Origin of the sequence: Bacillus sp. JJ1562, assembly GCF_036962705.1 — a bacterium.
GTDB lineage: Bacteria > Bacillota > Bacilli > Bacillales > Bacillaceae_L > Ferdinandcohnia.
Map to the genome: position 1 here is coordinate 1 of NZ_JBALOQ010000057.1, position 13,068 is coordinate 13,068.

Sequence of the window (13,068 nt, forward strand, 5' to 3'; positions counted from 1 at the left end):
TTTCTATTCTCCTGTCTGAATGGCGATCGGATTTGGACTCTATTCCGAAGCTTTGCCTTTCCTCTGTCCGAATGGGACTGACTTTCTGACTCTGTCTCTTCTTTTTTCTATTCTCCTGTCTGAATGGCGAGCGGATTTGGACTCTATTCCGTATCTTTGCCTTTCCTCTGTCCGAATGGAGATGACTTTCTGACTCTGTCACTTCTTTTTTCTATCCTTTTGTCCCAATTGCAAACGGATTTGGACTCTGTTCCGTATCTTTTACTTCCATTTGTCAAAATGGGAGGAAAATAACAAAATAAGATACAAAAAAGCCACTTACTTGAAATCGAAGCAAGTGGCTCTCCTCTTTTCTTTACCCCATTATAAGCAAATAAATAAAGAACACGACCATCATAACTAAACCAAATGGTACACCAAATACTGCCCATTCCTTACTTGTAATTCCAAGTTTGTTAGCTGAAATGATGTTTGGAATATTTCCCGGGATTAGCATTCCACCACTAATGATTAGCCCTAGTAGCAAGAAGCGAATAGTTTCCGTGCTCATGGATGGACTAATTTCGGCAGCCGCTAGTGTGGCATTATCGAGAACCGCTGAAATCATATTAATCCAGTATAAAGCCCCTGGTTGTAAATGTAGTAAATACTGATTTACTAATGGTTCATAACCTGCACCTAGTAAAGTTAGCCCCATTACGAACAAGTAAATTTTAAAGGAACGGATAATAATCTCAGAGTAGCTTTCTGCCTGGTTGTCCCCTTGTAAGCCGCCTCCACCTTTACTTGGCTTTAATGCGAATAATGCTACAACACCTATCAAAAGAACCGCAATAATAACTTCAGCGCCAATCAATTCAAAGAGATAAAAGAAATCCTCTTTTAATTTACTTGTGGTAATGGTTGATAATGGTTCCCCAACTGGAGTAAGCACTGCACCTAACCCAATCGAAAAACATGCTAAAATAACAGTCCGAATTTCAGTTCTGCGATCCAAACTTAACGTACTTACAATCGAGACGAGTACGATAGCTGCAATAATGGCAGTTATCACACTTGATAATAATCCTAATACGACAATAATGATTGCAAGAAATAGTCGAATATCCATTTTGTGACTTACTTTTAAAATTGCCCCTTCAATTGGCGTCTTCAACCATTTGAATAACAAGCCCGCGATAAGTACCGCAAGCGTGATAAAAATCGGGTCTTTTAAAGCGTGAACGAACAATTCTAAATTAAAGACACCACTTACGAGTGCCGCTAGAAGGCCCATAACAAATAAAAAAGGCTCTAAGTTCCGTTCAATTGGTTTTACAACGAAAGGTAAAAATAATACGAGTAGTAAAATGATAATTAGTCCAGCAGCCAAGTTTTATTCCTCCAATCCTTCTGCTATTCGCGTCTACTTATTAATAAGTAGACATTATGTATTGCTGGGTAAATTTTTGCGAAAGTTTTCCTCTCTATGATAACGTATGCTTGACTCTATTAATTTTAACACACTTTTCAGAAGATTTTACTTAAATTTTTCTATGAGGAATTATATCATTATTACTTATTAATAATATGTAAACCCTCGCCGAGTAAATCCGAAAATTTTAAAATGTAATATTGCAATATAATCTACGAGGCAACATAATGCGCATATTTATAGACATAATGGGTGTATAATTCGGCATTTGGTACTATTTCTATGATACCGGCAGATTATGTCTACTAGAAACGCCCTAAAGAGGGATTATCACCAAATACGTTGGATTATCGCATTTGATTCCTTTATTTTATTATTGATATACTTATAATCGGTTAAGCGAACCGTTCATTACTATTTATTTTATAGGAAATACATTTGTGAAATTATTCACAAACTAAAAAAAGGGAGTTGATAGGATGGGATCTGTTATCCAATCGGAGCAAAATCGCAACGAAGCGTTGAGTGATGATTATTCCTTGGATAGAGTACCACTTAACAAAAGAAACATGAGTTGGTTAAGTATAACGAATATTACATTCGGAATTGCAACGGCTATATTTTATTTTCAAATGGGAAGTGTTATGGCTCTTCAATTTGGTGCTATTAACGCTATTATTTCCGCTATATATGCGATTATCGTTGCCGGTATTCTTGGAACATTCATTGCGTACTTATCTGCAAAGTCTGGTATGAACGTCAATTTATTATCAAGGGGTGGCGGGTTCGGCTATATTGGCGCATCATTAACCTCCATTATTTATGCCACAAATTTCATCATGTATTGTGCACTTGAAGGTTTAATTCTTGTTTCCGCAGTCCATGAATTCTTACCCATTATTCCTGAATGGGCTTTAATTCTATTCTTTGGTATCCTCGTCATTCCATTAAATTGGTTTGGAATCAAACAATTGGACAAATTACAAAAATGGTCCTTACCACTATTTGGCGTCTTTTTAATCGCCGCGATTATTGTAGCAGCAATGACACCGTCTTTATACGATGGAAGTTTCTGGACCTATATGCCTGAAAATGTTCAGGTTGGAGGAACTGCTCTTCTACTTTGTATCGGTATGCAACACGGGATTATGGGATTAACCCCCCTACTTGCGTCCGACTATGCACGTTTTCTTAAGCCTAAAGACGTAAAAATCGGAATCTTTGCAATTGGCTTTATCCCACAGATTTTCTGTTTTGGTGTAATGGGCGGATTAGGTATTTGGTTCGGTGTTCGTCTTGGTGAACCAAATCCTGGTGTGTACATCGTTACACTTCTAGGTATGTGGGGAGCATTATTTACAATGATTACCCAAGTTAGAATTAACGTTACAAACATTTACAGTGGTTCACTATCCCTTTCAAACTTCTTTGAAAACGCATTACATTTTAAACCCGGAAGACGATTTTGGGTCGTTGTAACCGGAGTATCGGCCATCTTCTTAATGCTTGGTAATATTGTCGATCACCTTGGTACAGTCTTGACTTTCCAAGGAGTCTTCCTATTATCTTGGGCATCTATTTTAGTGACAGATGCAGTTTTCGTTAAGAAAATATTAAAGCTTAGCCCGGGTTACTATGAGGCTAAACAAGCGTACTTATATAAATGGAACCCAGTCGGTGTTGGCGCACTATTAATTTCATGTATCCTTGGAACGGTCGCCGCGCTAGGATTTATGGGGACGTTTTTACAAAGTACAGCCGCGTTTTTTGCAAGCATTCTTGCATCAATCCTAACGATCATTTTAGCAATTGTTACAAAAGGAAAATATTATGCAAAGAATGAATCAACTAATATTAAAAAAGAAGAGTACGTCGCTTAATCTTCAAGTGGTGGCCTATTGTAGGTCACCGCTTTTTTACATCTATTTTTCTTTTCATTCCCGGTTAGGAACCGACAATTCCCTAAAAGCAGTGAATGGATTTGCAGAGCATTGGCGGGGATCTAACAAGAAGACCTCGGCGGAGCCTTAACAAGTGCACCGGCTGTTACCTCTAAGCGACCAAACCATCTAGAAGTCTTCGTGAGAGGCACCGGAAATCGCCTTCACAAAAGAGAAAGGACTGGCTCGCACTAGGAGGCATAGGAAAACCTTGGCGGTACCCTCACCTCAGCAGCAGTTTCCTGGGGACTGAAACGGAAGGGTCATCTGCCGTTTTTTATGATAATGAAAAATATATTAAAATAAGATATAATCGAATCTAGATGAAATAATCTTATGAAAATTGTGAAATGGAGGAAAAACTATGTATCCAAATATTCTTAGACATCCTGGACCTACTCCAATTCCTAGGAAAGTGGAACTGGCAATGGCCCAAGACATGATTAGCCATCGCACAGAAGAATTTGTCAAGCTATATCAAGAAACCACCGGGCGTGTCAAAGCTGTTTTCGGAACTAAGCAAGATATATTGCTTCTTCCTTCAGGAGGAACTGCAGCATTAGAAGCAGCTGTGGTAAATACAGTTTCCCCAGGAGATGAAGTTGTTGTCATTACAGTAGGCGCCTTTGGCGATTATTTCGTTTCAATTTGTGAAAAATATGGCTTAACTGTACATAAGCTTTCAAAAAATTGGGGTGAAGCTTGTACCAAAGAAGACCTGGTTGATTTTTTGAAACCGCTATCTAATATTAAGGCTGTTTTTGCTACATATAATGAAACTTCAACAGGAATTTTAAATCCTGTCAACGAATTAGCAGAAGTGGTACACAACCATTCAGATGCCCTCTTTATCGTTGATGGCGTAAGCTGTATTGGCGGTGCCCCTGCTGAAATGGACGAATGGGGTATTGACATATTGGTAACAGGTTCACAAAAAGCGATGATGCTTCCTCCTGGACTTGCTCTTTTAGCTGTAAGTGATAGAGCCTGGAAAGTGATAGAGGCAAATCATACTACTGCATATTATCTAAATCTATTAAGCTATCGTGAGTGGGCAGCAAAAGGAATGACACCTAATACGCCAGCGATTTCGCTCATTATGGGTCTTTCTGCTGTGTGCGATTTAATCGAGGAGGAAGGTGGATTTTCGAAAACAGTTGAACGACATGAAGTTATGAAAAACATGGTTCGGGAATCTATGAGAGCCTTATCAATTGAATTATTAACGAGTGATGAATATGCATCACCAACAATCACCGCAATCCGTGCACCTGAAGGATTAGATTTGGCAGCCTATTTAGGACACTTAAAAAAGCAGTATCACCTTGATTTTGCTGGTGGTCTTGGCCATCTTCAAGGTGAAATTTTCAGATTTGGACATATGGGCTATTGCTTCCCTAGCGATATTCTTCAAGCAGTTTCCCTAATGGAAGCAGGTTTGCAGGACTTTGGTTATCAATTTGAGCCAGGTGCTGGAGTAAATGCTGCGCAAAATATTTTCTTGTCCTCATTAAGAAAGTAGCATAGTTACGGTGCCAGACTCCCACTAATGTAATAGGGGTCTGGCATCTGTTGTTTGGAGGCTTTACCTTTATTCATTATTAATTTCAGCTTCAATCCTGCTCATGAATTCTTCAGCTGCATTGTATCCTTGCTGTTTCAAATACCAGTTATTTGCCGCTGCTTCAATAAGCCCGGCTACATCACGACCTGGCTGTAGCTGGATTTCAATTGAAGGAATCTTAACACCCATATATTCCATTGTGTTGATTTCCTGTTCCAAATCATTATACAAGCCGTCTTTTTCCCATTTCGTTAAATGAATATCAAGGGTAATCCGTGTTTCATCTTGAAAGGCTTTTCTTCCATACATCCGAACCACATTTAATAGCCCAATACTACGGAGGGCCAAAAATTCTTTTGTTTTTTCATCATGTGTCCCTAAGATGGTTTGTGGACTTAGCTTTTTTAAAACAACGATATCATCCGCTACGAGCCTGTGTCCTCTCCGGATTAACGTATGGGCTGTCTCGCTTTTTCCTACTCCTGAATTTCCACGAATTAGAATTCCAATCCCAGAAACATTCATACAAACTCCATGTACGGCAATTTCCTCAGCTAATTCCTTTATCAAATATGCGTCCAATTTTACGATAAAATCAGAAGTTACCTCAATATCTTTCGTCACCAACAACGGAATCCCTTGCTCCACACAATGCTGCGTTAAATATGTGAGCCCTTCTTCCCCACATGTGACGATAAAACACGGAGGATGATATTGTACAATATTTCCAATCCGGATTCTACGTTCCTCTTTTGTGAGCTTATGTAAATATGTAACTTCCTTTTTCCCTAGAATTTGAACCCGCTCTGTAGGAAAAAAGTCGAAATGGCCAACGAACTCTAGACCTGGACGATGCACCCGAGATTGCGTGATCGTATTTTGTAGCTGGCTTTCACCAGCCAGTACCTTCAACGAAAACTTGCGAACCAAGTCTTCCACTATTATCTTCTTCAACCTACTAATCACCCGCCAATCAAATACGCCTTGGCGTATTTGCGCCCAGATTTTTTTCGAGCTTGCCCGAAAAACTTCTTTTGAAAATCTGTGGCATCCGCCGGAGGCTTTAACTTTATTCAGTTAACAACTGAATAAAGTTAATCTTTTATTAGAATTATACTTTATGAATAGTGTAAGCGCCATCATATTAGTTTGTTTTTTGTGCATTTATACGGAATTTTTCTTTTGTCCGATATATGATGATTTTGGTTCGATATATTAAACATTTGGTTCGAAATATTTTCAAGTTTTTCCGATATACTGCCAGCATTGTCCGATTTATTCAAAATTTGGTACGATAACCACAAAAAATAGCCTCCCCAAAGTGGAAAGGCCCAATCGTCTTATAGTTTTTTCACTGTTTCCCAGATCTCTTTATTTACTGGAATTCCCTCTTTTAGATTTTCCTCACGCTCTTTTGCTGTTCTCTCACCTGGATAAAGTATATCCGTAACCCCGTCCATTTTTGCTGAGGACTTTATATATTCAGACATATTCTTGATATATTCATCTGCATAATCTGCACCCGCATAAGCAGTTGGATTTATCGCAATAAATAATTGTGAAATCCCTTCGTCCCTTGCATCCATTCTCATATCAAATGTTGATCTACCAATCGATAACGCTGAGACCACCATGTCAATCGCGATCGAAAGCCCTGAGCCTTTCCAAAAACCTGCTGGAAGAACCTCACCACCGTTTAAAATAGCATCTGGGTCATTCGTCAGATTCCCCTCTGCATCATATCCCCCATCAAATGGGAGTTTCTCTCCTGCTAGCGAATAGGTTTGCAACTTCCCGTACGAAAATAGAGACTGTGCCATGTCCAATAAAACATGTTCTCCATTTTTCTGTGGGATGGATAGAATTAAAGGATTGTTACCGATTCGCTTTTCTGTTCCACCCCAAGGTGGCATATTAGGAAATGTGTTTGTCATGCAAATTCCGATACAGCCGGCATCAGCGGCCTTCAAACCATATGTACCACCACGAAGCCAGTGGTTCGTATGACTTAACGCAACACAACCGATGCCGTTTTCTCCAGCTAATTCAATCGCTCTTTCCATCGCAATACTCGCATTAATTGGACCAAACCCCAATTGCCCATCCCATTGCTCAAGCGCACCAATACCATTTTGTTTTTTCGGGTGCATGTTTGGCTTAATCGCACCCTCGTCGATTGCCTTCACAATAGAGGGAAACCTATTCAATCCATGGGAATAGACGCCATCACGGCTGTTATCAGCGATAATGGATGCAGCGGTCTCCGCCATTTCCTCCTCAAATCCCCTTTTTAAAAGAACCCTTTTAAATGCATTTTTCAATTCATCATATGGTACACGCATGTCAACAACTCTCCTTGCTAATATTTTAAGCCTCTTTCCCCTTTGCCACTGGATTATCTTTATAAGAAACCCAATCGCTATAGCTTCCCGCATATAGTCTTACATTTTTAAACCCTGCCATTTTTAAAGCAATATAATTAGGGGTCGCTGTTACACCTGAGCCACAATAAACGATTATTTCATCTTCCTTGTTAAGGTCTGTAAATCTCTTTTTCTGCTCGTCGCTATTTTTAAAGCTACCTTGCTCCATACCTTCTACCCAGCACCTATTAATTGCCCCGGGAATATGACCTGCAATACGGTCAATCGGTTCGACTTCCCCTAAGTAGCGACTTTCATCTCTTGAATCTATTAAGATAGGAGACTTTTTCTCCTGTTCAACGATTTCCTTTACTTCCTCATATGAAGCCAGCATGTCTTCACGAATATTTACTTTAAATGAATCTGGTTCTACTTTCGGTACTTCCATTGTCGTCGGGTATCCCGCTTCGATCCACCCCTTAAAGCCCTCGTTTAATACATATACCTTGTCATGGCCAAGATACGTTAGTAGCCACCAAAAACGAGACGCAAACTGACCTTCGCCGCCGTCATAGGCGATTACTGTTGTTGAATTATTGATTCCCACTTTCTCAATTTCATACTTAAACTGCTCCATATTTGGTAGCGGATGTCTTCCCCCATGCTCTAATGCAGGTGCCGACAACTGCTTTTCTAAATCAAAATAAAATGCGCCTGGAATATGGCTTTCCTGATAAAGCTGTTCTCCTTGGGTTGGATTTCCTAATTCAAATCGGCAATCTACTATTTTTACATCCTTGCTATGTAGTTGTTCAACAAGCCCTTCCATGTTCACGACAAAATCCACTCAAACCGCCTCCATCTTCCAACAATTTACTTCATATCCCCATTTTACAACATTCTAGGTAAGGTTGAAGAAAAACCCGTTTTTTAATTCATTATAGGGGGAAAATAGGAAAAATGAGATTTGAAAGGAAGAATCCAATGAAAGCAACAGATGTTATAGTACACTGCTTAGAAAACGAAGGTGTTGAGTATGTGTTTGGCATCATGGGAAAAGAAACTCTTGATCTCATGAATTCATTGTCAAAATCAAAACAAATTACGTATATAAATGTACGTCATGAACAAGGAGCCGCTTTTATGGCCGACGTCTACGGAAGATTATCTAATAAGGTTGGTGTATGCCTGGCGACACTAGGACCGGGTGCCACAAATCTTTTGACTGGAATATCAAGTGCTACTCTTGATCATTCTCCGCTTGTCGCTATTACAGGACAAGCAGGCTTTGAAAGTCAACATAAAGAGTCCCACCAATATCTAGATATCGTTAAAATGTTTGAACCCGCCACAAAATGGAGCGTTCAAATTAAGGAATCAAAAACCATACCTAAAATAATCCGCAAGGGGTTTAGAGAAGCACAAATGGAAAAGCCAGGTGCTGTCTTAATTGAATTACCAGAGAATCTAGCACCAGAAATGACTTTCTCTCAGCCAATACCGGTTACACCTATTCCGAAATCTAAACCTACTACAGAAGCAATTGAAGCTGCACGAACTTTAATAGAACAGAGCAAAAATCCGGTTGTAATTGTTGGAAACGGGGTAATAAGACAGGAATCTGTGGCAAATCTCCGTAATTTCGTAGAATACCTACAATCACCTGTTATTCATAGTTTTATGGCAAAAGGAATTTTACCAAAGGAACATCCACTTAATTATTTTACATTTGGGTTTATGAAAAAGGATGAAGCCTTACCTTTAATAGATGAATCAGATTTATTGATTGTCATTGGTTTTGATACAATTGAGAAGCCGCCTAAGGATTGGAATAAAAAGAAATGCCCTGTTTTACATCTCAGTGCACTCCCAGCTGAAATCGATGAATACTACCCTGTTACAGGAGAATTAGTTGGAGATTTAAATGAAACCTTACAGGCACTTACTCAACTAGAGTTTCCATCTAAGCAATGGGTTCCGTCTGGAAATCTAAAAGAACGAATTGAGACGGCGTATCAAATTAATGTAGACCTAAAGGGTAAACAGGCACTTTCGATAGAGAATGTGTTAACCGTTATTGGATCTTATTCAACAGAAAAGACCATTATGGTCTCTGATGTTGGAGCACATAAGCTAGCCATCGCTCGCACATACCAACCAAAACAAGCCGGTGGGCTTATTATCTCCAATGGATTGGCATCAATGGGGATTGCCCTTCCTGGTGCCATTGGCGCGAAATTAGCAAGACCAGATTCTCCTGTTATTTGTATTACTGGAGATGGAGGAGCGTTAATGAATATTTCTGAATTAGAGACTGCCAAACGACTAGGCTTATCGATTATCGTAATTGTGTTAAATAATATGACGTTAAAATTAGAGGAACAAATGATGGAGGAAAAGTTCGCTAATAGCTTTGGAGCGAGCTTTGGAAATCCTGATTTCTTGAAGCTCGCTGAAGGCTTTGGGGTAAGAGGATTAAGACCTACTCATCTGAATGAATTTGAGCATGTATTGAGTGAAGCATTGAATATTAACAATGAACTTACACTGATCGATATACAATTGCCAAATCAATAAAAAAAAGGATGGTTTCTCTGCTTCTAAGCAAATAAACCATCCCTTTTTTATAATCTATTAGATGGCCTCCACTAGCCATTTAGCTTTTTGATAAACACAACCTTAAGGTAGTTTCCTTCCTTAAACTGCTTAATCGTTTGGAAATCCTGAGGTAATGAAAATTCTTCTACCATTTTATATTTACTGTTACTTTCCTTAAATGCCGCATCAATAAATCCTTTGAATTTTGGCATGTCAAATGATGCACTATTTGTTGATGCGACAATGACGCCGTTATTCTCCGTAATTGCAATTGCTTCCTTGAGGAGGTTCTTATAGTCTTTTTCGGCACTGAAGGTAAATTTCTTAGACCTTGCAAAACTTGGAGGGTCAAGGATGACCATATCAAATTTCAGATTCTTTTTAGCTGCATATTTAAAATAATGGAAAACATCTTCAACGATAATATCATGGGCTTCATAATCAATTCCATTTACACTAAACTGTTCAATCGTCTTCGGTAAACTACGGTTAGCCAAATCAACACTCGTTGTCTTAGACGCTCCACCCAATGCCGCAAAAACGGAAAACGCCCCTGTATACGAGAAGGTATTTAATACAGTTTTTCCTTTCGCATACTTATCGCGAATGGTTCTTCTCACATCACGCTGATCTAGAAAAACTCCAACCATCGCTTCTTCATTAAAATAGACAGCAAAGTTTACCCCGTTCTCTTTTACAAGAATCGGAAATTGCCCTCTCTCACCAGCTATAAATCCATCTTCCTCAATAAATTTTCCATCAGCACGAAATCTTTTTTTCTGGTATATCGCTTTGTACTCTATGAGGTTTTTAAGTGAGGTAACCACATGATCGGAATACGTATAAATTCCTTCACTATACCAATTGATTAAGTAATAGCCATCAAAATAATCAATGGTGAAACCTCCGATTCCGTCTCCTTCTCCATTAAAGACTCGAAAAGCGGTCGTTTCCTTATCTCTAAAAAAGGATTTTCTTTTATCTAATGCTGCTTTAATCTTCCTATCAAAAAAGGATTGATCAATTTTTTCATCTTTATTTCTCGTAAGCACCCAGCCGTACCCTTTATTTTGCTTCCCGTAATAACCCTTCCCGATAAAAGAATGATTTTCATCAACAAGGTTTATAACTGTGCCCTCTTCTAATTGACCGGTGTGGTTCAATACTTGTTTCGTGATAAGAGGATACCCTCCCCTATACTTATTAACTAGATTTGATTTTACCTTAATATTCAATTCCGTTCCCATGATCTCATCCTATCTAATGTGTCTACTTTTACCTATAATACATTTCTCCTTACAAATTTAAAAGGGGCAGTCCTCCGCTACCTTAAAGTAACGGGGAACTGCCCCTACTGAATCTAATGCGCCTTGGCTTGTTTATTTATTCATTGCAGAAAGGAAATCCCCTAATAGGCTGTCTAAATTTGCTTCATCTTGATCCTTTTCCTCTTCTACCGGTTCGTCTTGCTTGGCCGTTTCCCAGTTAAAATTATTTAAATCAGCATCGAAGGTATCTACAGCATTAGTTGAGGTAATTTCTTCCTCCTCATTTGAAGCTGCAATTTGTGGCTCAATCGCTGAAACCTCCTCCTGAAGATACAAAGCTTCATCCAGATCCAAGGAATTGCTATTTAATGACGCCAGTAGCGCGGTTGCTCGAACTGGATCCGTTAAAAGCTGATAAATGATGCTGCCCAGAAGGGCCTCAGAGTGCTCATGCTTTAGCCAATTCCTCTGGGATTTATTCAATTTATGAGGGAGTGGAACCGTGACGACTTCCCGCTCCCTTGAATAGGACTGGCCGACGCCCTGCATGACAAATTCAGCAATTTGGCTTGAAAAATTCCTGCGCTCTGTTTCCTTCAACTTTTGTAGTTGCTTTAATAAATGATCAGGTGTATCGGATGGTACGCGAAATGATATCGCTTGGCCCCTTTTCACCTCAGTTGAGGTAGACTTTTTCATAGGATCACCTTATCTTTTATTTTTTCACCGGCTCTTGTGTTACTTTTTGCTTCTCATTCTTCCGTACATAGTCAGTGATGAGCTTATAATAAGCATTAGCCATCATCCAAATGCTCTCTTTTTCATCTTCGAAAAATTCAATATTATAGCCATCTAGATTATTATTTAATGTTTTCATATATTCCTTTAACACAATGGACCCGCCACCAACGAAGTAACAGATTTCTGTTTGGGAGTTTTTTAACCAAACATTGCGTAGTAAACGATATTGCTTTTTGGCTAATTCAAGTAGAATGCGATCTGTTATATCATGAACACTTGTCCGGCTTCCTTTTACCATAATATGATTTCGATTATTCTTTCTTGTAATTATATCGACTACATCACGGCGACTATCTAATTCTACTCCATGCTTGGAGCGGATTTCCTCTCTAATCGCTTCCAATGATTCAGACACCCCAAGATTAAAGCCTTGTGCTTTGTCATCATCGACAGTTCGATTACGAATCACCGCAATATCAGTAGAGAGTCCACCAATATCTTGAATTAAAATTCGTTTATCAATTAAATCCTTATTAATAACCTTCAGATTATGATCCATTACGAGATTAATATAAGCGGCAAAGCCTTCTGGATAGATTTTTACTTCATTGAATTTAAGGTTTACCTTTAGTCCTTGGTATCTTGGTGTCACAAGAAATTCAACCTGATGGACAGAGCCTGTTAGCTTCGAGCGGTATCCTGCATCCTTGCCTTCCTTTACTTCTCGAAGCGGTAAACCTGTGCCGAGAGTGTAATTTGCATCAATCACATTTTTGGAACGAGGGAACGTAGATGTGTTTTCCTCTCTTACAGCATCCAAGGCCAATGTAGCAAAAAGCATAATCAATGTTTGATCTTCTTCTGATTTGCTGCTTCCTGGGTCCAATTCTGACGCGCTGCCGCTCTTAGTCGCCAAATGGCCAACACGATAGATCATATTATTTTCTTTTAGGGCAGGGGAATGAACCTTAATATGAATTCCTTCCAGTGGGTCCTTACTATTTAATTCTTCTATTCCAATCACCGGACGATCCTCAGTGTCTCTAGCGATTATATTAGGTATATTTAATTCGTAATCTAGCTCTCCAAAGATAGCTTTAACTGAGTCATTTCCAACATCAACTGCTGCAATTCTGGACATAGACATTTTAAACATCATCCCTTTCATTTAGTAGAGCAT

Annotated in this window: 10 protein-coding genes; 3 read left to right on the forward strand and 7 right to left on the reverse strand. The window is 39.1% G+C overall.

Annotation, left to right across the window (positions count from 1 at the left end; all coding sequences use genetic code 11):
- Positions 1–355 precede the first annotated feature (355 nt).
- Positions 356–1,372: a DUF1646 family protein gene (locus V7097_RS23575; protein WP_335706074.1), complete on the reverse strand. Its 1,017-nt coding sequence runs from the start codon at positions 1,370–1,372 to the stop codon at positions 356–358.
- Between the two features lie 521 nt (positions 1,373–1,893).
- On the opposite strand from V7097_RS23575, the gene V7097_RS23580 reads away from it, so the two are divergent.
- Together V7097_RS23580 and V7097_RS23585 are read left to right on the forward strand one after the other, a co-directional pair.
- A complete protein-coding gene (locus tag V7097_RS23580; RefSeq protein ID WP_335706075.1) occupies positions 1,894–3,294 on the forward strand; it encodes a purine-cytosine permease family protein in 1,401 nt (466 codons plus the stop codon).
- A gap of 424 nt (positions 3,295–3,718) precedes the next feature.
- Entirely contained in the window at positions 3,719–4,876 is a 1,158-nt protein-coding gene (locus tag V7097_RS23585; RefSeq protein WP_335706076.1) for a pyridoxal-phosphate-dependent aminotransferase family protein, read from the forward strand.
- 69 nt (positions 4,877–4,945) lie between these two features.
- On the opposite strand, the gene hprK is transcribed toward V7097_RS23585, so the two are convergent.
- From hprK to V7097_RS23600, 3 genes are all read right to left on the reverse strand, one after another.
- Entirely contained in the window at positions 4,946–5,872 is a 927-nt protein-coding gene (hprK, locus tag V7097_RS23590) for an HPr(Ser) kinase/phosphatase (RefSeq protein ID WP_335706077.1), read from the reverse strand.
- Between the two features lie 386 nt (positions 5,873–6,258).
- On the reverse strand, positions 6,259–7,260 hold the full coding sequence (gene yiaK, locus V7097_RS23595) for a 3-dehydro-L-gulonate 2-dehydrogenase (RefSeq protein WP_335706078.1): 1,002 nt from the start codon (positions 7,258–7,260) through the stop codon (positions 6,259–6,261).
- Between the two features lie 25 nt (positions 7,261–7,285).
- The gene (locus V7097_RS23600) at positions 7,286–8,128 is read right to left on the reverse strand and encodes a sulfurtransferase (RefSeq protein WP_335706079.1); all 843 of its coding nucleotides are present in this window, start codon (positions 8,126–8,128) and stop codon (positions 7,286–7,288) included.
- A gap of 113 nt (positions 8,129–8,241) precedes the next feature.
- On the opposite strand from V7097_RS23600, the gene V7097_RS23605 reads away from it, so the two are divergent.
- Positions 8,242–9,858 (forward strand): acetolactate synthase large subunit, encoded by a 1,617-nt coding sequence (locus V7097_RS23605; RefSeq protein WP_335706080.1) that lies wholly within the window; start codon positions 8,242–8,244, stop codon positions 9,856–9,858.
- Between the two features lie 71 nt (positions 9,859–9,929).
- On the opposite strand, the gene V7097_RS23610 is transcribed toward V7097_RS23605, so the two are convergent.
- From V7097_RS23610 to V7097_RS23620, 3 genes are all read right to left on the reverse strand, one after another.
- Positions 9,930–11,126, reverse strand: a complete 1,197-nt coding sequence (locus V7097_RS23610; RefSeq protein WP_335706081.1) for a class I SAM-dependent rRNA methyltransferase — start codon at positions 11,124–11,126, stop codon at positions 9,930–9,932.
- Positions 11,127–11,258: 132 nt separating this feature from the next.
- Complete coding sequence (locus tag V7097_RS23615; RefSeq protein WP_335706082.1) at positions 11,259–11,846, reverse strand: hypothetical protein; 588 nt, start codon at positions 11,844–11,846, stop codon at positions 11,259–11,261.
- Positions 11,847–11,862: 16 nt separating this feature from the next.
- Positions 11,863–13,035 carry a ParM/StbA family protein gene (locus V7097_RS23620; protein WP_335706083.1) on the reverse strand — a complete coding sequence of 391 codons (1,173 nt, stop codon included), beginning with the start codon at positions 13,033–13,035 and terminating at the stop codon, positions 11,863–11,865.
- Positions 13,036–13,068 lie beyond the last annotated feature (33 nt).